The 23,307-nt window shown below is 72.1% G+C and carries 24 protein-coding genes; 10 read left to right on the top strand and 14 right to left on the bottom strand.

Annotated elements, in window-relative coordinates; genetic code table 11:
• Positions 1-48: 48 nt before the first annotated feature.
• Positions 49-654, bottom strand: a complete 606-nt coding sequence (locus ABD714_RS08785) for a dihydrofolate reductase family protein (RefSeq protein WP_344811940.1) — start codon at positions 652-654, stop codon at positions 49-51.
• A gap of 158 nt (positions 655-812) precedes the next feature.
• On the opposite strand from ABD714_RS08785, the gene ABD714_RS08790 reads away from it, so the two are divergent.
• Together ABD714_RS08790 and ABD714_RS08795 are read left to right on the top strand one after the other, a co-directional pair.
• Positions 813-1,424, top strand: a complete 612-nt coding sequence (locus tag ABD714_RS08790) for an RNA polymerase sigma factor (RefSeq protein WP_344811941.1) — start codon at positions 813-815, stop codon at positions 1,422-1,424.
• Entirely contained in the window at positions 1,414-2,121 is a 708-nt protein-coding gene (locus tag ABD714_RS08795) for a hypothetical protein (protein WP_344811942.1), read from the top strand. The genes ABD714_RS08790 and ABD714_RS08795 overlap by 11 nt, the downstream gene beginning before the upstream one ends.
• A 9-nt stretch (positions 2,122-2,130) precedes the next feature.
• Here ABD714_RS08795 and ABD714_RS08800 read toward each other — a convergent pair whose 3' ends face one another.
• Positions 2,131-2,787 (bottom strand): winged helix-turn-helix transcriptional regulator, encoded by a 657-nt coding sequence (locus tag ABD714_RS08800; protein ID WP_344811943.1) that lies wholly within the window; start codon positions 2,785-2,787, stop codon positions 2,131-2,133.
• Positions 2,788-2,846: 59 nt separating this feature from the next.
• Between ABD714_RS08800 and ABD714_RS08805 the strand changes: the two genes are divergently transcribed.
• Positions 2,847-3,752, top strand: a complete 906-nt coding sequence (locus tag ABD714_RS08805) for a maleylpyruvate isomerase N-terminal domain-containing protein (protein WP_344811944.1) — start codon at positions 2,847-2,849, stop codon at positions 3,750-3,752.
• Here the strand turns inward: ABD714_RS08805 and ABD714_RS08810 are convergent.
• Positions 3,736-4,695, bottom strand: coding sequence for a LysR family transcriptional regulator (locus ABD714_RS08810; RefSeq protein ID WP_344811945.1), 960 nt, complete (start codon positions 4,693-4,695; stop codon positions 3,736-3,738). The genes ABD714_RS08805 and ABD714_RS08810 overlap by 17 nt on opposite strands.
• Positions 4,696-4,766: 71 nt before the next feature.
• Between ABD714_RS08810 and ABD714_RS08815 the strand changes: the two genes are divergently transcribed.
• Positions 4,767-6,002, top strand: coding sequence for an MFS transporter (locus ABD714_RS08815; protein ID WP_344811946.1), 1,236 nt, complete (start codon positions 4,767-4,769; stop codon positions 6,000-6,002).
• A 12-nt stretch (positions 6,003-6,014) separates the two neighbouring features.
• Here the strand turns inward: ABD714_RS08815 and ABD714_RS08820 are convergent, their stop codons facing one another.
• The 3 genes from ABD714_RS08820 to ABD714_RS08830 are packed head-to-tail and all read right to left on the bottom strand — an operon-like array spanning position 6,015 to position 9,644.
• Positions 6,015-7,340 carry an ABC transporter substrate-binding protein gene (locus ABD714_RS08820; RefSeq protein WP_344811947.1) on the bottom strand — a complete coding sequence of 442 codons (1,326 nt, stop codon included), beginning with the start codon at positions 7,338-7,340 and terminating at the stop codon, positions 6,015-6,017.
• A gap of 58 nt (positions 7,341-7,398) precedes the next feature.
• Positions 7,399-8,583: a Gfo/Idh/MocA family protein gene (locus tag ABD714_RS08825; protein ID WP_344811948.1), complete on the bottom strand. Its 1,185-nt coding sequence runs from the start codon at positions 8,581-8,583 to the stop codon at positions 7,399-7,401.
• Positions 8,580-9,644, bottom strand: a complete 1,065-nt coding sequence (locus tag ABD714_RS08830) for a Gfo/Idh/MocA family protein (RefSeq protein WP_344811949.1) — start codon at positions 9,642-9,644, stop codon at positions 8,580-8,582. The genes ABD714_RS08825 and ABD714_RS08830 overlap by 4 nt, the downstream gene beginning before the upstream one ends.
• Before the next feature lie 130 nt (positions 9,645-9,774).
• Between ABD714_RS08830 and ABD714_RS08835 the strand changes: the two genes are divergently transcribed.
• The gene (locus ABD714_RS08835) at positions 9,775-10,785 is read left to right on the top strand and encodes a LacI family DNA-binding transcriptional regulator (RefSeq protein WP_344811950.1); all 1,011 of its coding nucleotides are present in this window, start codon (positions 9,775-9,777) and stop codon (positions 10,783-10,785) included.
• A 91-nt stretch (positions 10,786-10,876) separates the two neighbouring features.
• Here the strand turns inward: ABD714_RS08835 and ABD714_RS08840 are convergent, their stop codons facing one another.
• Positions 10,877-11,239, bottom strand: a complete 363-nt coding sequence (locus tag ABD714_RS08840) for an aldo/keto reductase (RefSeq protein WP_344811951.1) — start codon at positions 11,237-11,239, stop codon at positions 10,877-10,879.
• A gap of 78 nt (positions 11,240-11,317) precedes the next feature.
• On the opposite strand from ABD714_RS08840, the gene ABD714_RS08845 reads away from it, so the two are divergent.
• Positions 11,318-11,449 (top strand): hypothetical protein, encoded by a 132-nt coding sequence (locus tag ABD714_RS08845; RefSeq protein ID WP_344811952.1) that lies wholly within the window; start codon positions 11,318-11,320, stop codon positions 11,447-11,449.
• A gap of 67 nt (positions 11,450-11,516) precedes the next feature.
• Here the strand turns inward: ABD714_RS08845 and ABD714_RS08850 are convergent, their stop codons facing one another.
• From ABD714_RS08850 to ABD714_RS08865, 4 genes are all read right to left on the bottom strand, one after another.
• A complete protein-coding gene (locus ABD714_RS08850; RefSeq protein ID WP_344811953.1) occupies positions 11,517-12,563 on the bottom strand; it encodes a hemolysin family protein in 1,047 nt (348 codons plus the stop codon).
• Positions 12,556-13,929 (bottom strand): hemolysin family protein, encoded by a 1,374-nt coding sequence (locus tag ABD714_RS08855; RefSeq protein ID WP_344811954.1) that lies wholly within the window; start codon positions 13,927-13,929, stop codon positions 12,556-12,558. The genes ABD714_RS08850 and ABD714_RS08855 overlap by 8 nt, the downstream gene beginning before the upstream one ends.
• Before the next feature lie 204 nt (positions 13,930-14,133).
• Positions 14,134-14,676: a putative immunity protein gene (locus ABD714_RS08860; RefSeq protein ID WP_344811955.1), complete on the bottom strand. Its 543-nt coding sequence runs from the start codon at positions 14,674-14,676 to the stop codon at positions 14,134-14,136.
• 29 nt (positions 14,677-14,705) lie between these two features.
• Complete coding sequence (locus tag ABD714_RS08865) at positions 14,706-15,524, bottom strand: SCO6745 family protein (protein ID WP_344811956.1); 819 nt, start codon at positions 15,522-15,524, stop codon at positions 14,706-14,708.
• A 212-nt stretch (positions 15,525-15,736) separates the two neighbouring features.
• Here ABD714_RS08865 and ABD714_RS08870 point away from each other — a divergent pair, with 212 nt between their 5' ends.
• From ABD714_RS08870 to ABD714_RS08885, 4 genes are all read left to right on the top strand, one after another.
• The gene (locus tag ABD714_RS08870; RefSeq protein ID WP_344811957.1) at positions 15,737-16,840 is read left to right on the top strand and encodes a precorrin-3B synthase; all 1,104 of its coding nucleotides are present in this window, start codon (positions 15,737-15,739) and stop codon (positions 16,838-16,840) included.
• Entirely contained in the window at positions 16,840-17,487 is a 648-nt protein-coding gene (locus ABD714_RS08875) for a precorrin-8X methylmutase (protein ID WP_344811958.1), read from the top strand. Before ABD714_RS08870 ends, ABD714_RS08875 begins: the two co-directional genes overlap by 1 nt.
• Entirely contained in the window at positions 17,484-19,013 is a 1,530-nt protein-coding gene (gene cobJ, locus ABD714_RS08880) for a precorrin-3B C(17)-methyltransferase (RefSeq protein WP_344811959.1), read from the top strand. The genes ABD714_RS08875 and cobJ overlap by 4 nt, the downstream gene beginning before the upstream one ends.
• Positions 19,014-19,117: 104 nt before the next feature.
• On the top strand, positions 19,118-19,522 hold the full coding sequence (locus tag ABD714_RS08885) for a universal stress protein (protein ID WP_344811960.1): 405 nt from the start codon (positions 19,118-19,120) through the stop codon (positions 19,520-19,522).
• A gap of 178 nt (positions 19,523-19,700) precedes the next feature.
• Here the strand turns inward: ABD714_RS08885 and ABD714_RS08890 are convergent, their stop codons facing one another.
• From ABD714_RS08890 to xdhC, 3 genes are read right to left on the bottom strand one after another with little or no spacing between them, the layout of a single operon-like run.
• Entirely contained in the window at positions 19,701-21,101 is a 1,401-nt protein-coding gene (locus ABD714_RS08890; RefSeq protein ID WP_344811961.1) for an NCS2 family permease, read from the bottom strand.
• A gap of 34 nt (positions 21,102-21,135) precedes the next feature.
• The gene (locus ABD714_RS08895) at positions 21,136-22,491 is read right to left on the bottom strand and encodes a guanine deaminase (RefSeq protein WP_344811962.1); all 1,356 of its coding nucleotides are present in this window, start codon (positions 22,489-22,491) and stop codon (positions 21,136-21,138) included.
• A complete protein-coding gene (gene xdhC, locus ABD714_RS08900; protein ID WP_344811963.1) occupies positions 22,488-23,306 on the bottom strand; it encodes a xanthine dehydrogenase accessory protein XdhC in 819 nt (272 codons plus the stop codon). Before xdhC ends, ABD714_RS08895 begins: the two co-directional genes overlap by 4 nt.
• Between the last annotated feature and the right edge of the window lies 1 nt (position 23,307).

Consider the following 23,307-nt stretch of genomic DNA (forward strand, 5'->3'; position numbering starts at 1 on the left):
CGGAGCTGCCGGGACGCCCGATCCGATCCGAGCCCGGCCGATCCGACCTCACGACGGGTCGCCGAGGGGCGGGTGCTCGAGGACGCGCGGCTTGTACTCGACCAGCTGGATGCGGCCGTCGAACGTGCGGTGCTCGGTCATCTCGAGCGCGACGTCGGGATAGCCGTCGTAGATGCGCTCGTCGCCCGTGGCCCCGGTGATCACCGGGAAGATCACGACCCGGAAGCGGTCGACGAGTCCCGCCCGCAGCAGGGACCGACACAGTCTGAGGCTGCCGATCGTGCTCAGGAGCCCCGCTCCGTTCGCCTTGAGGCCGCGGACGACGTGGGCGGCGTCGTCGCGGACGAGCACCGAGTTGGCCCACGTCAGCGGCTCGTCGAGGGACCTGGAGAACACCACCTTGGCTGCTCGCGTGAGCCCGTCGACGGACGACTCTTCCTCGGCCCTGACCTCACCCTGGCCACCCGGCACCTCGCCGGCGGCGAAGCCCGACATCAGCCGGTAGGTGTTCGCGCCCATCAGATAGGTGACCTCGGGCTGCTCGCCGAGCCAGGCGAGGTACTCGGGACCCTCGAGACCCCAGAATCCGGGCCAGCCCTGTCCCGACGCGCAGCCGTCCAGAGAGGTGATGAAGTCGACGAGAAGCTCCGACATGACGGTGTCCTTTCCACGGTGTCGAAGGATGGGACCAGCCGGAAGCAGCGTTCTCATCTGCCGGGCCGGAACCGTGTGGCCGGTCAGCCAGCCAGCCGGAGGACTCACGTACGACGACTAGGATCACGATGATGCTGTCGAGGGCTGAGGGGGTGCGGGTGGCGACACCGAGCGAGGACGACGCACCCGCGACCGTCGAAGCCCCCCGTCCCGTCGACACCTCTCCGACCATCGAGGCCCCTCCGACCAGCGCGGCCTTCGTGGCCGGTGACCGGGCGGCGCTGACCGCGGTCTACCGACAGTGGTCCTCGTTGGTCTACAGCGTGGCACTCCGTTCGCTGAACGACGTCGGTGCGGCCGAGGACGTGACCCAACGCGTGTTCACCCGGGCCTGGTCCGCCCGGGACGGCTTCGCCACCGCGCAGACCTCGCTGCCGGCGTGGCTGATCGGGATCCTGCGTGCCGAGCTCGACCGGACGCGGGAGGCTCACAGCGAAACGGGCCTCGTCGGAGTGCCGGACGGCACAGCGACGCGGAAGCGGGAGACGATCGACCCCGCCGACCTCGCCGATCGGCTGGTGGTCGCGGACGAGATGTCTCGTTCGAGCGACGGCCCGCACCAGGCGATCCGGTTGGCTCTCGCCGAGGGACTCACGCACACGCAGATCGCCGAGCGGCTGAAGCTGCCGGGTGGTCTGGTCAGGTCCCACCTCAGCGGTGGCCTCCTCGAGCTGCAGAAACGACTGGCGGTGCTGCACGATGCACGTTGATCCCGAGCTGATGAGCCTGCTCGCGCTGGGCGAGGAGGTCGGCACTGCCGCGGACCGCGCGCACGTCCAGACCTGCCCCACCTGCGCCGGGGAGATCGCCGAGCTGCACCAGCTGGTGACGCTGGCCCGCACGTTCGGGGCCACCGAGGAGCTGAGCACCCCGGGCCCGCACGTGTGGGCCCGGATCCAGGAGGAGCTGGCGCTGGCCGGCGTCACCGACAAACCCGACACAGGCTCCCCCGGCCTGACCGTCGACGCTCCCGCCCCCTCGGTGGCGTCCCCGGACCTGTCCCGCCCGTCGCTCATGGACGCCGTCGCGGCGGCCCTCAGCGGGCCGGCCCGCGGCTCGGCGGCGCTGGTGGCGCACGCGACGCTGGCGTCGGCGCCGGGCACCGGGTCCGTGCTGTCCGGTGAGGCGGTCATCGCCACCGACGAGCTCGGCCGGCGGATCCTGCAGGTCGCTCTGGACGCCGAGCTGCCGACCTCCGGGCTCCGGCACGCCTGGCTCGTCCACCGCGACGACCCGGCGCGGAAGCAGCCCCTCGGCATCCTCGACGGGGCGTACGGGGTCTGGACCGTCGACCGGTCGATCGACCTCGCGCAGTACGCGATCGTCGACATCTCCCAGCAGGAGGTCAGCGAGACCGAGCACTCCGGCCGGAGCATCGTCCGGGGCGAGCTCGCCCTCGCCGTCTGACCTCCGGTGTCAGTCCTCGACCAGACCCACCCGGACCAGCACGCCGCGATCCCCTGCGGACCGGACGCCTGCCCGCGTCGCTGCAGCCCACGGCACCTTGCCCGACAGCACGCCGAGGATCGCCTTGGGTGGCCCCGAGAGCACGAGGTCCGGCGCGCCGACGTCGCCGTCCCGACCCGACGCCGTCCGCGCACGGACCTCGCCCGCGCCGATCTCGACGACCACCGGCTCGTCCCCGGTGACCAGCTCCATGATCACGGTCGGCTCCCCCGGGGCGCCGTCGCGCAGCAGGGCCTCGATCGGGATGATCAGCCAGCGGCTCCGGAACTCCGCGTCCGCGCGCGCCGCGGGCACCTGCTCCCCACCCCAGACGGCCAGCGCCTCGACGGCCGTCCGGAGGCTCTCCCCAAGCGCCGTGAGCCGGAACAGCTGGGTGGCGACCGGCGGCCGGGGCGGCTCGCGGCGGATCATCCCGGTGGACTCCAGCTCCCGTAGCCGGTCGGCCAGCAGGTTGGTGGCGATACCGGGGAGACCGTCCCGCAGATCGGTGTAGCGAGCCCCCTCCGGGCGGACGAGCAGCTCCCGGACGATCAGCAGACTCCAGCGGTCGCCGATCAGGTCCAGGGCGAAGGCCAACCCGCACAGCTGTCCGTACGACCGTGACATCCGACCGCCCTCCCTCACACCTGTTGACGCTCTCACGTACCTACTTTAAATTCTCAAGTATGCCGGATCCTCGGGACCTCTTCCGCTCCGCCGTCACGGCGGTGACCGCCGTCGTCGACGCCGGGACCGACCCGGACACCGAGACCCCCTGTTCGTCCTGGACCTACGGGCTGCTGCTGGATCACCTGGTCTCCGGTGACCGGCTGTTCGTCGGTCTGCTGACCGGGACCATGAGTCCGCCGTCCTCCCCGCGGGCAGCCGGCGCCCTCGCGGAGCCGGTGCCGTCCCCCGCCGACTACCGGACGTGGAGCTCACGTCTGGCCGATGTCTTCGACGACACCGAGATCACCGCCCGGGAGTTCCAGGTGCCGGCGGGTCGACTCCGCGGTGACCAGGTGATCATGCTGCGCTCGGTGGAGCACGTCCTGCACGGCTGGGACCTGGCCAAGGCGGCCGGGGCACCGACCCTCGACCTGGCACCGGTCGCTGCCGCCCTGGAGGAACCCGCCCGCCACCTGCTCGCCGCCGTCGGAGCCCAGGCCCTGGGCGAGCGTCGGCCCTTCGCCGCCCCCGTGCCGGTGGACCCGACCGCCTCGGCCGTGGACCGGCTGGTCGGCGCCTTCGGACGCGATCCGGGCTGGTCGCCGGATCCGGTCGCCGGCTACGCCCGCCTGGTGGAGCAGTTCGCCGGCCACGGCGACGTCGAGCTGCCCGACGGGACCCGCCGCGGCTTCGGTGCCGACGGGCTGCGGACCGACGGACAGGTGTTCGCCTGCACGCACCGCGGCCGCCTGATGATCAAGCTGCCGGCGGCCGAGGTGGACCGGCTGATCAGGACCGGTCTGGGCGCGCCGCTGGCCAAACCGGGTCAGCGACCGATGCGCGAGTGGGTGCTGGTGCCCTTCGACGGTGCCGCGTCCACGCGCGCGGACCAGGCGTACGGGTTCGTCAGCGCTCGGGGCTGAGACCGACCCGGTCGTTCGAGGCGGGACGGGCGTACGGACCGAGGGCACCGGCGGCGATCACCGGTCCGCCACTGCGGAGGAAGTCCAGGAACGCTGTCACGGCAGGGACCACGACGCCGCGCCGCGCCACCGCGCCGATGGTGCGACGCGCCCCGGGGTGGTCGATCCTGACCTGGACCGTGTCACCGTCCGGCACGTACGACGGCACGACCGTCACACCCAACCCGGCGGACACCAGACCACGGGCGGTGTGGGCGTCGTCGGCCTCGAACGAGATCCGCGGCTCCAGTCCTGAGTCGGCGAACAGCGTCTCGATCAGGTCCCGCAAGCCGTAGCCGCTCTTCAGCACGATCAGGTCCTCTCCCGCCAGCTCGGTCAGCGTGACCCGCGGGGCCGAGGCCAGGTGGTGCCCGCGGGGCACCACCAGGACCATCGGCTCCTCGTAGAGCTCGATCACCTCGCCCTCCGCGCCGGTCGGCGAGGACACCAGCGCGACGGCCGACGTGCCGCGCTCGAGGTCGTCCAGGCACCGTCGGCGCGATCCCTGGGTCAGAGCGAACCGGACCCCTGGATACCGCTCCCGGAAACGCCGGATGAGGGCCGGGACGACGGTCTCCCCCAGCACCGTCTGGAAGGCGATGGCCACCTCGCCCTGCCCGACCACCCCGTCCCGGGCTACGGCCGCCACCCCGGCCGCCACGGCGTCGAGCCCCGCCCGGGCGTACGGCAGCAGCTCACGTCCCGCCCCGGTCAGCACGATCCCCCGACCGTGCCGCTCGACCAGGGGCGTGCCGATCAGGTCGGCCAGCGTGCCGAGCGCGCGGCTCACCGTGGGCTGGGGCATCCGCAGGATCGAGGCGGCGACGGTCACCTGCTCGGTCTCGGCCACCACGACGAACACCGGGAGCAGACGGAGGACGCGCTGCAGGTCACCCATATCCATACGCCAATAGTATGAAACGCGAGCCACACATGCATTTGTGCTCTACCTAACTACTTCCTAGCGTCGTCCGGGTGACCACAGCGACCCTCGCCTCGCAGACGGCCCAGCCGTGGGCCGGCTACCTCGCATCGACCCCCGCCTACCGTCGGATGCTGGTCGGGCTCGGTGCCGCCGGGGTGGCCACCTTCGCCCAGCTCTACGCCCCGCAGGGTCTGCTGCCCACGCTGGCCGTCGACCTCCGGATCAGTGCCGCGCAAGCCGCGCTCTCACTGTCCGTGGCCACGTGGGGAGTCGCCCTCTCGGTGCTGCCCTGGTCCTGGCTGGCCGACCGGATCGGCCGGTTGCGGGCGATGAAGATCGCCATCTCGACCGCTGCCGTCGCCGGTCTGCTGGTGGCCCTGAGCCCCGGCCCGGAGTCGCTGCTGGTCGTCCGGTTCCTCGAGGGCCTCGCCCTCGGCGGCCTGCCGGCGCTGGCCATGACCTACCTGCACGAGGAGGTGCACCCGCGCTCCACCGCCGCAGCCGCGGCGGCGTACATCTCCGGCACCACGATCGGCGGGGCCAGCGGCCGACTGATAGCGGGACCGCTGACCGAGGCGGTCGGGTGGCGGCCCGCCCTGGCCGGGGTGGCGCTGGTCTGCCTGGGTGCCGCGCTGGTCTTCCTCCGGCTGATGCCGCCGGCCCGGTCCTTCGTGCCTCAGCGCGCGACCGACTGGCCTGCCCTGGGGCGGAACGTCCGCCGCTGCCTGTCCGACCGGACCCTGCTCGCCCTCTACGCCCAACCGCTGTTGGTCATGGGCGGGCTGGTGGCGGTCTACAACTACCTGGGCTTCCGGCTGGAAGGGCCGCGCTTCGGTCTGCCGGTGGTGGTCACGTCCCTGATCTTCGCCGCCTACGGGGCCGGCACCGTCTCGTCCCGGCTGGTCGGTCGCGGGGTGCCGCGCTTCGGACGGCGGCCGGTCCTGGTCACCGGTCTGCTGGTCATGATCACCGGCACGCTGCTCACGCTGACCGACCGGTTGCCGCTCGTGATCACCGGTCTGCTGATCCTGACCGCCGGCGCCTTCGTCGTCCACGCCGTGGCCTCGGCCTGGGTCGGGCACCACGCCCGAGTGGGCCGGGCCCAGGCCACCGCGCTCTACAACGTCTCGCTCTACACCGGCTCCGCGGTGATCGGCTGGGGGGCCGGTCTCGCCTGGGTCGCTCTGGGGTGGCCGGCCACGGTGGCGGTGGTGGTCGTCCTGGCGACGATCGCGCTGCAGATCGCCGCCAGGATCGAACCGGACCCGGTGATCACCGACCGGTGATCACGGTTCGGGCTACTTCATCGAGTCGATGATCTCCATCGTCTTGGTCGCACCCTCGGCCGGGGTCGTCCGACCGAACAGCACCTCGGTGGCGGTGGCGGTGAACTCGGTGCTGAACCCGGAGGCGTTCGCCGGTGTCACCTGCGGCGGCGGCACCAGCTCCGGGGTCACGGCCCGGGAGAAGTCGAGGGCGACCTTGGCCTGCGGATCGAGCAGCGGGGCGATCTCCTCCTGCACCGCGGGGAACGCCGGGATGCCCCGCTCGGTGGTCAGAACCTTGGTGGCGGCGGGATTGGTCAGCAGGAAGTCGATCAGCTTCGCGCTCTCCGCCGGGTGCTCGGAGCGGGCGGCGATCGACCAGTACATCGAGGCCTTGTTCACCATCTTCGGCGACTCCCCGCTCGCCTGCGCCGGGATCCGCAGCAGCTTCAGCTCGTTGCCGCTGGCCGCGGCGAAGGCGGAGATCTGGGTGTGGAACAACAGGTGGAAGGCGGACTTGTTGGTGGCGAAGGTCGAGGCGTCGAGGGCGGCGGAGGCGTTCTCGACCTGCAGGGACGCAGCAGGCGCCGCCTTGGTGGCCACCAGCTTGTTGGCGTACTCGAAGTAGCTCTGCAACGTCCCCTGGCTGGCGGCGGGACCATCGGTGGGCCACACCTCCTCGCCCTTCTGACGCGCCCAGATCCCCAGCTCGGCGGCGCCGACGCCGAAGCCGTCGATGCCGTAGATCCCTTCGTCACCGAGCTTGTCGGTCACCTTCGCCGAGATCTCGGCCAGGTCGTCCCAGGTCCACGTCCGGTCGTCCGGCATCGCCACCCCGGCCTTGTCCAGCACGCTCGGGTTCACGGCGATGGAGAAGTTGGCCACCCCGATCGGGGCACCGACCTGGGTGCCGTCCACCTTGCCGGTGTCGAGCACCTTGGCGTCCATCGCCGACAGGTCGAGGTCGTCGCCCAGGGTGCCCAGGTCGGCCAGGGCGCCACGGCTGCCGTACGCGGCGATGTAGGACTCGTCCATCTGCACCACGTCCGGGGAGTCGTTGGCGGCGGTCGAGGTGGCCAGCTTGTCCCAGTACGCGGTCCACTCGCTGTTCTCCACGGACACCTCGATCCCGGGGTTGGCCGCCTTGAAGGCCTTCACCGCCTCCTGGGTGAGGCGCAGCCGGGAGTCGTTGCCCCAGGTCGACACGCGCAGGGTCACACCCCCGTCGCCCGACCCCTGGTTGCCGCTGCCGGGCGCGCAGGCGGCCGCGAGCACGCAGACCAGCGCGATGACGGGGGCGAGCACCAGTCGGTGCGCCGGCGGACGACCGCCACGCTGCGGTCGGGGATGAGAGTTCATGATCAACTGCCTTTCTCGGTCAGGGAGGAGGGACCTTCGAACGGGTGGGGCGGGGGGCTCAGACGCGGGACCCGGCCAGGCGTGCCGTGACGGCGTCGGCGGTGAGACCGCCGTCGAGCCGCGTGTAGTGGGGATGGCCGGGGACGAGGTCACGTCGGTGCACGGGCTCGCCGGTCAGTGACGACGCGTAGAGGGCGGTGACCAGCTCCATCGTCGGGCGGCTGGCGGCGAGGGTGGTCTCGTGCTCGCGACCCGCCAGCAGGTCGTCGACCAGCCGGTTGATCTGCGCGGCGTGGTTGCTGGGCACGTCGGCGCCGGGGTGGGCACGCCACGGGTCCGCACGGTTCGCTGCGCCATCGGACCGCACGGTCTCGCCCGGATCGCGTCCGTTCGTCGCCGCGGACGCCGCGTCGGGGGTGGGGGTCCACGACCAGTCCGCGTCGGAGTAGCCGTAGACGTGGTTCACCTCGAGGGTGCCGGCGGTGGTGTCGACCCGGATCCGGCTGAGCTCGCGCGGCGACAGCAGGCTGGTCACGATGGTGCCGACCGCGCCACTGGTGAAGGTGATCATGGCCAGGGACACGTCCTCGAACTCGATCGGCCGGGCCAGTCGCGACGACTGCGCCTGGACCGAGGTCCAGGGTCCGAGCAGGTGCAGCAGCAGGTCGATCTGATGGATCCCGTGGCCGAGCGTGGGACCACCGCCCTCGCCCGCCCAGTTGCCGCGCCAGTCCGGCAGGAAGTAGCTGTCGGGGCGGTACCAGAGCGTCTCGCACACGGCCACCAGCGGCCGCCCGAGGGCCCCCGCGGTCATCAGCTCGTGCGCCCGCCGGGCGCCGGAACCGTGCCGGTGCTGGAACACGCCGTACACGTTCCCCGCGCTCGCGCTGTCGGCGGCGATCAGGGTGTCCAGGTCGGCCAGGTTCGCGGTCGGCGGCTTCTCCAGCAGCACCGAGCAGTGGCGTCCCAGCAGCTCCAGCGTCGGTTCGACGTGACGCCCCGGCTGGGTGGCCACCGTGACCAGGTCCGGCTGCTGGTCGACCAGCTCGGCGATCGACCCGTACGCCGTCGTGCCGTACTCCCCGGCGTAACGCTCAGCCCGTTCGGGGATCTCGTCGACGACGCCGACCAGGTCCACCCGTGGATGCGCCACGTACGCCCGCGCGTGGGAGTTGCCGATGCCGCCGCAGCCGACGATGCCGACTCGCAGCCGATCACCCCCGGCGGGTGTCGCCCCGGTCATCGGGCGAACCCGCTGCGGGTGGCGTCACGCTGGGCCTGCAGGGCCAGCCGCATCACCTCGAACGTGTGCCCCTGCGGACAGGCCGTCTCGGTCCGGTGGACGACGTCGTGCACGAGATCGGGGTAGTAGGAGAGCTCCACGTCGGAGCAGTCCACGTGCTCGGTGCCGGCGCCGTCGACCACGAACAGGTGATCACCGCCGGGCCGCCCGGCGATGTCGACGTACTTCCGGAGCTCGATGTAGCCCTCGGTGCCGAGGATCACCAGCCGACCGTCACCCCAGGTGGGCAGACCCTGAGGGGTGTACCAGTCGACGCGCACGTAGCCGTGGGCATGGTCGTTGCGCAGAGTCAGCTCGCCGAAGTCCTGCATCGCCGGCGACTCCGGGTGGGCGTAGTTGGCCACCGTGCTGGACACGACCTCGGCGGTGTCGGAACCGGTGAACCACAGGAACTGGTCGATCTGGTGACTGGCGATGTCGGCGAGGATGCCCCCGGTGCGGGCGGGGTCGTAGAACCAGTCGGGTCGACCGGCGCCGCCGGCCAGGTGGGCGCGGTCGCCCTCCCGGTGCGGTCCCAGACCCAGGGTCTGCACCACCTTCCCGATCCGACCAGAGCGGACCAGCTCGCCGGCCCTGACCGCGCACCGCACCTCGAACCGCTCCGAGAACGTGACCGACCAGAACCGTCCGGTCTCGGCCACCGCACGTTCGATCTCGTCGAGCTGGTCGGCGGTCACGCAGCCCGGCTTGTCGGCCACGACGTCCTTGCCCTGGCGAAGCGCCTCGACGGCGATCGGACCGCGTCGGTCCGGGACCGCCGCGGTCACGATCAGGTCGATCTCCGGGTCCCGCAGCAGCTCGCTGCCGTCGTCGACCCAGACCGCCTCGGGCCAGCGGGTCCGGGCGGCCTGCGCCACGGCGGCGTCCGGGTCGTCGGAGCTGAGGCCGACCAGCTCGCACCCCTGACCCAGCAGACCCGCGGTCTGACCGAAGGCGTGGGCGTGGTCCAAGCCCACGACGGCGAACCGCAGGGGACGACGGGCGGCTGTCTCGGTGCTCACGGGTGACACGTCCTTCGCTCCGGCCGGGGTGGACCGGAATAGTGATCGATCACTTTCTCTCTTGACCAGTACCGTAGTTATCGATCACTATGAGTGTCAACAGTCTGGGCAAACCTTTTCCGGAGGATCGATGCCGACCAAGCGGGCGACCATCTACGAGGTCGCCGATCGTGCCGGCGTCTCGCACCAGACCGTCTCCCGCTACCTGCGGCACCACGGCGACGGCCTGAAGCCGACCACCCTGGCGCGGGTCGAGACCGCCATCGCCGAGCTCAACTACCGACCCAACCGGATCGCCAGGTCGATGCGCACCCGCCAGACCGGCCGCCTCGCCCTCCTGTTGCCCGGGGCGATCCAGTTCCTCCCGCTGCGCCTGCTCACCGCCGCCGCAGCCGTCGCGCACGAGGCCGGCTTCGTGGTCGACCTGGTCGCCCTGGAGGGGGACGCCGCCACCCGTTCCGAGCGGGCTCGCGAGCTGACCGACTCGGGCGAGTTCGAGGGCATCCTGGCGCTGGCGTCCTGGGGGCCGGAGCCCGGGGACGACTCCCCGACCGCCGTGGTCACGGTCGGCGACTACGACGAGAACATGCGCGGGATCGGTGCGCTCGCCGATGCGCGCGCCTGCGGGGACGTCGTCCGGCACCTGGCCGCACTCGGCCACCGCAGCCTGCTGCACCTGTCCGGCGACCTCACCTTCACCTCCGCCCGCAACCGCCGCCGGACGTTCCTCGACACGGTGACCGAGCTGGGGCTGCGCGGCCAGGTGATCGACGCCGACTGGCGGGCCGAGACCGCGTACCGGGCGGTGCGGGAGCTGCCCGGCGACAGCGACGTCACAGCCATCGTGGCCGCCAACGACAAGGTCGCCATGGGGGCCGTCCGGGGGTGTCTGCACCGAGGCTGGCGGGTGCCGGACGACGTCAGCGTGTTCGGCTGGGACGACGAGGAGCTGGGCCGCTACGCGACTCCGGCGCTGTCCACGGTCACCATCGACCTCGAGCGTCAGGGTGGTCAGGCGATGCGTCGACTGCTCGCCCTGGTCCGCGGCGAGGAGCCGCCGGAGCCCGAGACCAGCTCGCTGCACACGTTGATCCCCCGGGAGTCCAGCGGTCCGGCGCCGAGACCGCCGCGGGACGGATGAGCGTGCGGTGCCGGTGGACCGGTGCGGTGGGCCGAGGAGCTGACGGCCGGCCAGCGCCGGCGCCGGTGCGGACCCGGGGCCGGTCGCCGGGTCAGAACCCGGCCGGGAGCTGCGGCACGTAGCCCACCTCCAGCAGCGCCACCTCATCCTCGGTCAGGTGCACCTCCCGGGCGCCCACGGCGTCGGAGAGGTGGTGGGGCTTGGTCGCCCCGACGATCGGGGCGGTGACGACCGGGTTCCGCAGCACCCGGGCCAGTGCCACCTGCGCCCTCGGGACCCCCCCCCGGTTCTCCGCGATCTGCTGAGGGACCGACAACCGCCGCGAGATCCGCGAGTTCTCCTGGTCAGGCGCCGGGCCCGGATCACCCCGGCCCTGGCCGGTTTGCCGGCGGGGGTGGGCATCGTCGGGCGGTCTGCGGCGCGAGGAGGTGGCGCTGCTGGCAGGGGTCAGCATCGACTACGACACCCGGCTCGAGCGCGGCAGCCTCAGCCGGGCGATCCGGCCAAGGCGGCCCGGGCCATCATCGCCGCCGTGCGGAGCGAGCACACGCCGGCGTTCCTGCTCCACGGCACCGACGCCCTCACCACCTACCGCCGCCTGAACGCCGCGCGACTCGACCTGATCGACGCCTGGGAGAACATCAGCACCAGCACCGACCTGTGAGGCGGGGCCGGCCGGCGATCACCCGTCGACCACGTCGCGGCAGTCCTGCACGGTCTCGGCAGCCGCCTCAGGACGAGGAGCTGGCCGCGTCCTCCACCCGTCCGACGAGCTCCTCGATGATGTCCTCCAGGAACAGGATCCCCGTGGCGTGCCCGTTCCGGTCGACCGACCGCGCCACGTGCGAGCCGTTGCGCCGCATGGACGCCAGACCGTCCTCCAGGTCGGTGTCCCGCAGCACCGCGGCCAGCCGCCGAACCCGCTTGGCCGAGAAGGGCTGGTCGGCCTGCGGTCCGGTCGACAGGTCCATCACGTCCTTGAGGTGGACGTAGCCGACCGGCTCGTCCTCCCCGTCGCACAGGATGTAGCGGGAGAAGCCGTTCTCGGCCAGGGCGAGCTGCACCTGGTTCGGGGTGACCGACCGGGGCAGCGCCACGATCTGGTCCATCGGCACCTCGACGTCGTGCACCTTCTTGGCCGTGAACTCGAAGGCGTTGCTGAGCGCCCCGGTGGTGTCGGTCAGCACACCCTCCCGGGTCGACTGCTCGACGATGCCGGCCACCTCGTCCAGCGTGTACGTGCTCGTGGCCTCGTCCTTGGGCTCGACCCGGCACAGCCGCAGCACCGCGTTGGCGAGGGCGTTCAGCGTCCAGATGACCGGTCGGAACACGCGCGACACGAAGACCAGCGGCGGGGCCAGCATCAAGACCGCACGGTCGGGCACCGAGAAGGACAGGTTCTTCGGCACCATCTCGCCGAACACCACGTGCAGGAAGGTGACCAGGATGAGGGCGACCACGAAGGCCAGCACGCTGATCACGTCAGCGGTCAGCGGGGTCAGACCCAGCGGGATCTCCAGCAGGTGGTGGATCGCCGGCTCGGACACGTTCAAGATCAGCAGCGAGCAGATGGTGATGCCGAGCTGGCTGGTGGCCAGCATCAAGGTGGCGTGCTCCATGGCGTAGAGAGAGGTCTGCGCCGCCTTGCTCCCCGCTTCGGCGCGGGGCTCGATCTGGGAGCGCCGGGCCGAGATGACGGAGAACTCGGCTCCGACGAAGAAGGCGTTGAAGGCCAGCAGGACGAACAGGGCGATCAGCCCGGGGACGTACTCACCCATGGTGCACCTCCTTCTGCTCGTCGCCCCGGAGCGCGTCCATGATCACGTCGTGCTCGCTCTCCCCCGGCTCGGCCACGGTCGGGGTGAAGCGGAGCCGGTCGACCCGGTTGCCGTCCACCCGCTCGACCCGCAGCACACCGTGGTCGACCTCGACCTCGTCCCCCACCTCGGGGATGCGGTCGAGCTCGTCGGTGACGAAACCCGCCACCGTCTCGTACTCCTCGTCGGCCGGCACCTTGATGCCGGTCCGCTCGATCAGCTCGTCCGGTCGCAGCGACGCGTCGAAGATCACCGCACGTCCGTCGCGGACGGTGCCCGTCCGGGTCCGGTCGTGCTCGTCGCGGAGATCGCCGACGAGCTCCTCGACCAGGTCCTCCAGGGTGACCAGCCCGTCGGTGCCGCCGAACTCGTCGGTGACGATGGCGATCTGGAACCCACCGCGTCGCAGCAGCCCGAGCAGCGTGTCCGCCCCCATCGAACGGGGGACGAACAGCGGCTGCACCGCCAGCGCCTCGGCGAGGGCGCCGTCGCGCTCCGCGGCCGGCAGCGCGAAGGCCTGCTTGACGTGGACCACGCCGCGGATGTCGTCGGCGTCCTCGCCGATGACCGGGAAGCGGGAGAAGCCGGAGTGCTGCGAGAGGGCGACGATCTGGCTGGCCGTGTCGTCGTGGCGGACCTTGGTCATCCGGACCCGCGGCGTCATCACGTCCTCGGCGGAGTGGTCGGAGAACCGCAGGGTCCGGCTCAGCAGCGTCGCGTGATCTTGGTCGAGCAGGCCCTCCATCGCGGAGCGACGGACCAGTGAGCTCAGCTCCTCGGCCGAACGGGCACCGGAGAGCTCCTCCTTCGGTTCGATCCCGAGGCCCCGGATCACGGCGTTGGCGGTGTTGTTGAACAGCGCGATCAGCGGCCGGAAGACGGTGGTGAAGAAGGTCTGGAAGGGGACCACCACCTTGGCGGTGGCCAACGGCAGCGCGAGGGCGAAGTTCTTCGGCACCAGCTCACCGAGGACCATCGACAACAAGGTGGCGAAGGCCACGCCGACGATCGTGCCGATCCAGGGCACGCTCGCCTCCGGGAGACCGGTCGCGGTCAGCGGGCCCGACAGCAACCGGCTGATGGCCGGCTCCATCGTGTACCCGGTCAACAGGGTGGTCAAGGTGATGCCGAGCTGGGCCCCGGACAGGTGCGTCGAGGTGATCTTGAGGGCGTTGATGGTCAGTCCGAGACCGTTCTCGCCCCGCTTCTGACGGCTCTCGAGGTCGTTGCGGTCCAGGTTGACCAGGGCGAACTCGGAGGCGACGAAGAACCCGGTGCCGACGGTGAGGATCAGTCCGACGAGCACCCAGAGGAGGTCAAGCCCCATGGGAGCACCCACTGGTCGCGGCGCTCGGGGTGGTGGCCCGCATCAGCTCCGGCGGCCGTGGCGGCGCGGCCGGATGCGCGGGCGGGAGACTTCGGGGGCGATCGGGCGGTGCTGACGGGTTCATGACCCGCACGATTCTAGAGGTCGCCGACCAGGGTCCGAAATCTGTGAAGCTCTCGGTCGGCCGCACCCGCCGCCAGCCACTCAGTGCTGCCGGAGCGCGGCGTCCAGCTCCGCCATCAAGGTCGCCACCCGAGATCCACCCACCGGCGACGACGCGCTCGGGTAGCGCCGGAGGACATCGACGAGCCCCTGTGTGGCCCGGAGTCGGCTGCGCTCCAGCGAGCGCGCGGCAGCACCCTGGTCGACGTCGGCACTCAGCTCACTCAGGTGGGCGACGGTGGCCGCGGCCCGCAGGATGTGGCCCACCTGGCTCGCCCGGGCGATCGGGTGCAGGTAGGCGGCCGCCGCCGCGTCCCCAGCGCACCGCGCGGCCAGGCGCGCGGGCTCGGTGGGCGCCTGCGCTGCGGCCCGGTGGGCGTCCACCGCGGCGACCCGCTGGCGTCGGCTGCGGGGTGCGCCCTCGACGAACGCCCGGGCCGCGGCGATCGCTTCCCTCGGCCGGTCATCGCCAGGGACCGCGCTCTCGAAGATCTCGAGCACCTCGGCGGCGCTCTCGGCGACGAACCGGGCGACCGCCCGGAGCTCCGGCATGGTCACGGTGAAGTCGCCCCCGACGTCGGCCATGACCCGATCGTGCCAGCCCCCGGGACGGTTCAGTCCTGAGCGGCGAGCAGGAGTGCCGCGATCGGCTCCAGGAGACGCACCAGCTCGTCCCGCTCCTCGGCGTCGAGGACCTCGTACGGCCTCGCGGCGAGGTCGTCGGTGAGCTCTTCGACCCGTCGCTTGACGGCACGGCCCTGTTCGGTGAACCACCCGTCGCCACCGACCAGCCCACGCTGCCGCAGGCCGTCGACCACCGCTTCGATCTGTGCGGCCGGCAGGTGGTGCAGCCGACCGAACTGCACCGCCGGCAGAGGGAGGTCGAGGGCGAGCAGGACGTGCGCCTCGAGCCCGCCGATGCCCTCGACCACGAGGGCCGCGATGTGTCCGTCGCCCCGGTGCTCGCGGAGCAGGGACGCGGCGAAGAACAGGCGGGCCAGGGTCTCCTCGGGGACCGGCAGCGCCAGCAGGGCGGCGTACATCGGTCGCCCCTGGGGTGGGGCGCTGGTCGCCGCCCGGGTCAGCAGCTCGGTGGCCCGGGCGAGTTCCGGGGTGGGGACCCGGTCGCCGAGGATCCGCCGCAGCGCCGCCACGCACCCGGCCTGGCGGGCGGCGGTCGCCGCCTCCGGCGTCGTGGTGTGCCACACCTTCGGGATGTGCCGGGCCACCTCGCCGGGTGCGAAGTTGTAGAACAGGGCGTCCACCACCTCCGCCGTCGGCCTGCCGAGCGGGGCCGCGCGGCCGGCGAAGTAGATGTCCCAGTAGTTGGTGAACCCCAGGGCGAACATGGTCTCGTTCGGCTCGTCGGCCGCGTACGGCAGCACGCCGATCGGCTCGACCAGCTCGAACATGCGACGGGCCATCGGGTTCATCGGGTGCCTCCTCGTGGCCGGCGCGGTCACCGGCACTCTCCTCGACCCACGCCGACGGCCGAACTCATCGCAGGCCTGTCGCGCCGACCGACCTGCGGGGAGGACTCGGTGCGCTGTCGCACCGGATCCTTCCCGCAACCTGCGCTCCCGTCGGCGTTCCACCGTCGATCACGGCGGGCATCGAGCCCCGCCACGGCTCCTAGGATGGCGGGATGCGAGCAGCCGACGCGTGCCCCGGCGTCCTGCGGCCCCATCGGGCCGAGGACGGTGCGATGGTGCGCCTGCGCCTGCCCGGTGGACGAGTCCCGGCCCGCACCCTGCGCCGGCTGTCCGACCTCGCCGCGGCCTACGGCAACGGCGTCCTCCAGCTGACCTCGCGGGCGGGGCTCCAGCTGCGCGGACTGCCTGACCCGCTTCCGCCGGCGTTCGTCGACGCCGTGACGGCCACCGGGTTGCTGCCCTCGCCGACCCACGAGCGGGTCCGCAACATCGTCGCCTCGCCGCTGACCGGTCTGCACGGCGGTCGGGCCGACGTGTCCGGCCTGACCCGGGACCTGGACCTGGCGCTGATCGCGGAGCCGGCACTGGCCGAGCTGCCGGGGCGGTTCCTCTTCGTCCTCGACGACGGCCGCGGCGACGTGCTCGACCTGCGCCTCGATCTCGGCTACCGGGCCACCGGCCCCGAGGGCGGTCAGCTGCTCGTCGGCGGCCCGGACCTCGGCCTGCCGGTGACGGCCGGCGAGGTCGTGCCGACGCTGGTCGGGCTGGCGCTGGCCTTCGCGGCGGCCCGCACGGACACCGGGGCCTGGCACGTCCGCGAGCTGCCCGCCTGGGTCGCCTCCCTGGACCTGGTGCCGGTGCCGGTGCCGGCGGCGCCGGTCACCGGTCCGGCCGGGACGCCGCTCGGCGCCGTCGGCGGGGCCGCCTCGGTGGCGGTCCCGCTGGCCATGCTCACCGGCCCCCAGGTCGCGGCGGTGGAGCACGCCGTCGGTGACGGAGCCGTGGTGATCACGCCCTGGCGCGGCCTGGTGCTCCCCGGCGCGGCGGGGTCCCTGCCCGCCCTGGCCGAGGCGGGGCTGGTGACCGACGACGAGGGTGCCTGGGCGCAGCTCAGCGCCTGCGTCGGGGCGCCCGCCTGCGCGCGCGGCCGGATCGACACCACCGCCCTGGCCTCGGCTCTGGTCGGCCGGGGCACCCAGCTGCCGCGGACCCACCTCTCGGGGTGCGAACGGCGCTGCGGAGCGCCGACCGGTCATCACGTCGACCTGGTGGCTCCCACGCTGGCCGAGGCTGTGCACGCCGTCGGGGGTCGGTGATGAGACGACCGACCCGGCGTTACGACTACCTCGACGACCCGACGGCGATCTACCGGGCGTCGTTCGCGACCATCCGCGCCGAGGCCGACCTGTCCCGGGTCCCGGCCGACGCGGAGAAGGTCGTGGTCCGGATGATCCACGCCTCTGGGGACGTCGGGCTGGTCGACGACGTCGAGGCGCACCCGCTGCTGGTCTCCTCGGCCCAGACCGCCCTGCGCGCGGGAGCGCCGATCTACACCGACGCGGAGATGATCGCCTCCGGCGTCACGCGACGGCGCCTGCCCGCGGGCAACCAGGTGCGCTGCCTGCTCCACGACCCCCGGGTCAGCGAGCTCGCCACCCGGTGGGGCACCACCCGCTCGGCGGCGGCAGTCTCCCTGTGGGGTGAGGATCTCGAGGGTGCGGTGGTGGCCATCGGCAACGCCCCGACCGCGCTGTTCGCCCTGCTCGAGCTGATCAGCGACGGCGGTCCCCGACCGGCGGCGATCCTCGGCATCCCCGTCGGCTTCGTCGGCTCGGCGGAGTCGAAGCTCGCCCTGGTCCAGCACCCCGAGCAGGTTCCGTACCTGGTGGTGCACGGTCGGCGGGGCGGCTCGGCGCTGTGCGCCTCGGCCGTGAACGCCCTGGCCCGCGAGGACGAGCTGTGACCGGCGGCATCCTCTACGCCGTCGGGGTGGGTCCCGGCGACCCGGAGCTGCTGACGGTCAAGGCGACCCGGCTGATCGCGGCGGCCGACGTGATCGCCTACCACTCGGGCACCAAGGGGACCTCGATCGCCCGCTCGATCGTGGCCGACCTGATCCCTGCCGACGCGGTCGAGGAGCTGCTGGCCTACCCGGTCACGGTCGGCCCGGCCGACCACAGCGACGGCTACTACGCCCAGATCGAGGAGTTCTACGACGCCTCGGCGGCCCGGCTGGCCGCGCACCTGGCGGCGGGCCGGACCGTGGTCGTGCTGGCCGAGGGCGACCCGCTCTTCTACTCCTCCTACATGTACCTGCACGACCGGCTGGCCCACCGCTTCCGCTGGGAGGTCGTGCCGGGGGTGACCTCGGTCAGCGCCTCGTCCGCCGCCGTCGGGGTGCCGCTGGTGCGCCACGAGGACGTGCTCACCGTGCTCCCCGGGACCCTGCCGGTGCCCGAGCTGGCCCGTCGGCTGGCCGGCCGCGACGCGGTGGTGATCATGAAGCTGGGCCGCACGTTCGCCGGCGTACGAGAGGCGCTGCGGCAGGCCGGGCGGCTCGACGACGCCGTCTACGTGGAGCGGGCCAGCACCGGCCGCGAGGTCGTCCGCCCGGTCGCGGAGGTCGATCCGGAGGCGGTGCCGTACTTCTCCTCCATCGTGGTGCCCGGCCCGGGCCGTCGGGCGGACAGCGGCGGACGCGCCGGCCAGGTCGACGCGGCACCGGCGCACGGGGCACCGCAGAGCTCCGACCGCACGCCCGCCGAGCTGCTGGTCATCGGGCTCGGACCGGGCCCGGACCGCTGGGTCACGCCGGAGGTAACCGACGCGCTGGCGCTCGTCGACCACGTCGTCGGCTACGGGCCGTACGTGGACCGGGTCCCCCCGCGACCGGGTCTGCAGCGGCACGCCAGCGGCAACACCGTCGAGCTGGACCGGGCCGGACTGGCCCTGGATCTCGCGCTCCGCGGCGAGAAGGTCGCCCTGGTCTCCGGCGGCGACGCCGGGGTGTTCGGGATGGCGTCCGCGGCGTTCGAGGCCGTGGCTGCCGACCCGGCGTACGGACAGGTGCGGGTGACCGTGCTGCCCGGGGTGACAGCGGCCCAGGCCGTTGCGGCTCGGGCGGGGGCACCGCTCGGTGGGGACTACGTCGTCTTGTCGCTGTCCGATCGACTGAAGTCGTGGGCGGTGATCGAACGCCGGCTGCGGGCGGCCGCCGAGGGCGACCTGGTGATCGCGCTCTACAACCCGGCGTCCCGCAGCCGCACCACCCAGGTCTCCGACGCCCGGGCGCTGTTCCTCGAGCACCGCTCGCCCGCCACCCCGGTGGTGATCGGACGGGACGTGGGCCGACCCGGCGAGGAGCTGGTGGTGACCACCCTCGGTGACCTCGACCCGGCGGTGGTGGACATGCGCTGCCTGGTGATCATCGGCTCCTCCGGGACCTCGGTGACCGGCGGCCAGGTGTGGACCCGCCGCTCCCAGCCCTGAGCACGGGGGTGGGGAGTGGGGCTAGTTTGTCCAGACAATCACCGCTAGAGTCGGCCCCGGAGCCACCGTCAGGTCGCTCCGCCCCCACGAAGGAGTCAGTTGAGATGAGCGTCGTCGTCGCCCACCAGGCATCCACGATCGGCCAGGTGGCCCTGCGGGAGGCCGCCAAGGAGGCCAGCCTCCGCCACGCTCCGCTGGCCGTCATCCACGTCGCCGAGGGCGTCGACCTCGATGTCGTCGAGGCCCACAAGGCCGGCGTCGGTGACCAGATCACCAAGGTCCTCACCGAGATCGGGCTCGACGACCTGGAGTGGACGCTCCAGGTCACCACCGGTGAGGACGTGGGCGAGGCGGTGCTGGACGTGGTCGGGGCCATCGACGCCGAGCTGCTGGTCATCGGGGCCCGCCGCCGCAGCCCCGTCGGCAAGCTGTTCCTGGGCAGCGTGACCCAGAACATCATCCTGCACGCCGACGTCCCGGTGCTCGTGGTCAAGGCGCCGGCCGCCTGAGCGCCAGCCGCCGGAGTCGCCGCCGGTGTGCTGAGGAGAAGGTCGGAGAGGCGCTTTTTCCTCTCCGACCGACGACGACGACGTAGCCAGGTTCGAGGCGGCTCCGGCGAGTGCTGGTGATCGGTGCAGGTCCGGCGGAGGTGCAGCTGGAGCGGGAGCCTGCGCGTTGCTCCCCCGCCTACCCCTCGGCGAGGAAGACGTACCGCGCGATCAGCAGCAGCGCCACGACGTAGAGGATCGGGCTCACCTTCCGGCCCTCGCCGCTGAGCAGCTTGATCGCGCAGTAGGCGATGACGCCGAAGCTGACGCCGTTGGCGATCGAGAAGGTCAGCGGCATCAAGATCACGGTCAGGAACGCCGGCACACCCTCGGACAGGTCGACCCACTCGATGTCCTTGGCCGCCTGCATCATCAACGCCCCGACCAGGATCAGCGCGGGAGCTGTGGCTGCGCCCGGCACGGCGCCGGCGATCGGCCAGAGGAACGTCGACACGATGAACAGGATGCCGACCGTGCTGGCCGTGACGCCGGTCTTGCCGCCCTCCTCGATGCCGGAGGCGCTCTCGACGTACGCCGTGGTGGTGGACGTGCCGACGAAGGCGCCGAACATGGCGGCCAGGCCGTCCATCGAGAAGGTCAACCTGGCCCGGGGCATGTCGCCCTTGGCGTCCAGGTAGCCGGCCCGCTGCGCCAGACCGGTCAGGGTGCCGGTGGCGTCGAAGAAGTCGACGAAGAAGAAGGTGAAGACGACGCTGAACAGACCCAGACCGAGGGCGGCGCCGATGTCGAGCTGACCGATCAGGTCGGTGGGCCACACGGGCAGCCCGATGATGCCGTTGGCGAACCCGGCGAAGGGAACCAGGGTGCCGTCGGGACCGGAGTAGACCGGGATCCGGGTGATGATCGCGATCAGCGAGGTGCCGATGATGCCGTACAGGATGGCGCCCTTGATCTTCTTGTGCATCAGCACCGCGGTGCCGACCAGCCCGATGATCGCCAACCACGCGGTCGGGTGGGTGAACGAGCCCAGACCGACCAGGGTGGCCTCGTTGACCACCACGATGCCGGCCGACTTGAATCCGAGGAAGGCCAGGAAGGCCCCGATACCGGCGGTGATGGCGAACTTGAGGCTGAGCGGGATGGCCTTGACGATGGCCTGTCGGGCGCCGGCCACGCTGAGCACCACGAACAGCACGCCGGAGACGAACACCGCCCCCAGCGCCGTCTGCCAGGGATAGCCCATGGCGCCGACCACGGAGTAGGCGAAGAAGGCGTTGAGACCCATCCCCGGTGCCTGGGCGAAGGGATACCGGGCGACGATGCCCATCGCCAGCGAACCGAACGCGGCGGCCAGGCAGGTCGTGGTCAGCAGCTGGTTGAACCCGTTCGGCACGGTGATCGCCCCGGACAGCACCTGCGGGTTGACGAACAGGATGTAGCTCATCGTCAGCCAGGTGGTGAAGCCGGCGCGGAGCTCGCGCGGGATGTTGGAGCCGAGAGCGGTGATGCCGAAGTAGCGGTCGAAACCGCTGATCGGCTTGCTCGTGGCGACCGGCTCGGTGGCCTTGGTCTGGGTCATGGGCGGAGCCTCTCGGGCGGACGAGCAGAGCTCGTCAGGCGGTGGTGGTCAGGGTGTGGAGTGCGGTGCGGGTGCGGGTGCTGGTTGGGGATCCGGCGGTCAGCTGTCGACCGTCCACCCAGACCCCGGCGACATCGGCCGGGGCGGCGAGAGCGAAGACCTTGGCCAACGCCTCGGAGGCGTCGGGTGCGTGCCGCAGGACGATGTCGAGCGCGCTGCCGGGGACGGGACGGAGCCAGACGGCGTCGAAGCGCCGGCCGACGGCGAAGTCACCGACCAGATCGCCCAGGCCGAGCGCCAGGGCGCCGGCCCGGGTGGCCAGGTAGAGCAGGTGGGCCGGCGTCAGCGGCAGCCCGTCGGGACCGAGGAGCTGCTGGCCGAAGTAGGCCTGCAGTCCCTCCTTGATCAGGCTGAACCCGGTCCCGGCTCCGACGTCGGACCCGAGGGCCACACCGACGCCGTACGCGTCGTGGCGCCGGAAGGGGAACAGCCCGCTGCCGAGGGCCGCGTTGCTCGTCGGGCAGTGAGCGACCCAGGATCGCCGGTCGGCCATCACCTCCAGCTCGTGGTCGGTGGGATGGACGTTGTGGGCCAGCACGGTGCGGTCACCGACCAGGCCGTGATGGTCGTAGGTGTCGAGGTAGTGCGACCGGGCCGGGAAGTGGCTGGCCACCTGGTCGACCTCGGCGCCGTTCTCGTTGATGTGGCTGGTGACGAAGACGCCCTCGGCCGCACCGACCAGCTCCGCGCAGGAGTGGAGCATCGCCTCCGAGGCCGACAGCGAGAACCGGGGGGTGACGGCGTAGCGGAGGTTCCCCCGCCCGTGCCAGCGATCCACCAGCACCCGCCCCTCGGCGAGGGCCTGCTCCGGGGTGGTGAGCAGATCCGGACGCAGGATGCGGTCGCTGACCACCAGACCGGAGGTGACCCGCAGGCCGGTCCGCTCCGAGGCGGCGAACAGCGAGTCCATCGCCGTCGCGTAGTGCGCCCCGAAGACCAGCGCGGTCGTGGTCCCGGCCCCCACCAGGCAGGACATCAGCTCCTCGGCCACCGACTCGGCGTAGGCGACGTCAGCGAGCCGCGCCTCCTCGGGCAGGGCGCAGCGGTCCAGCCAGTCGAGCAGCGGCATCCCCAGACCGCCGATGGCCCGCACCTGGGGGTAGTGGACGTGGGTGTCGACGAAGCCCGGCACCAGCAGCCCGCCGGTCAGGTCCACGATCTCCTCGGCCGGGTGCTCCGCCCGCAGCCGGGCGTACGGGCCGCGGGCCATGATCACGCCGTCGGTGACCACGAGACCGCCGTCGTCGTCGGCCCGCAGGGTGCCGGCGGGATCGTCACTGCGGAACGGGTTCCCGACGATGTCCAGGATGGTCGAGCGGAAGAGGGTCATCGGGACACCGCCACGGAGGACCGCAGGGACTGCATCAGGGCGGCCGCCACCGAGACCGCGATCACCGCGGGCTCCTTGCCGGCGATGGCGGGCAACCCGATCGGGCAGGTGATGGTGGCGATCCGGTCCTCGTCGTGGCCGTGCTCGGCCAGGTTGGTGCGGAAGCGGGACCACTTCGCCGACGACCCGATCAGCCCGACGTCGGCCAGCCGGCCCTCGGGCAGCCGCAGCGCCGCGTCGCAGAGCGCGAAGTCCTCGGCGTGGTCGTGGGTCATGATCAGCACGTGCGAGCCGACCGGCAGGCGTTCCAGGACGGTCTCGCCGAGCACGGTGTGATGCACCTCGACGTCGGCGGCGCCGTCGACGACGTCGACCAGCCGCAGAGCCTCGAGCTCTTCGGCGCGGGAGTCGACGAGCAGCAGCCGGACGTCCCAGCGGGACACGATCCGGGCGATCTCGTAGCCGACGTGGCCGATCCCGAAGATCGCGACGGTGGGCCGGGCGGGCAGCGGCTCGAACAGCACCGTCACCTCACCACCGCAGCACTGCCGCCCGAACTCGGTCTTCTCGTGCGGGTTCAGCCGGGTGGTCACGGTGCTGACCTCGGCCGACGACTCGGTGATCATGGTCCGGGCCCGGGCGATGGCGACCTCCTCGAGGTTGCCGCCGCCGATGCTCCCCCAGGTCCGGGACGCGCCCACCACCATCTTGGCGCCCGCGTCACGGGGCGCGTGCCCGCGGACGGCGATCACGGTGATCAGCACCCCGGACTGGCCGGAGTCCCGCAGCGCCGTGGCTGCTCGCAACCAGTCCATG

It is taken from the genome of Microlunatus aurantiacus, from assembly GCF_039536605.1.
GTDB lineage: Bacteria > Actinomycetota > Actinomycetes > Propionibacteriales > Propionibacteriaceae > Microlunatus > Microlunatus aurantiacus.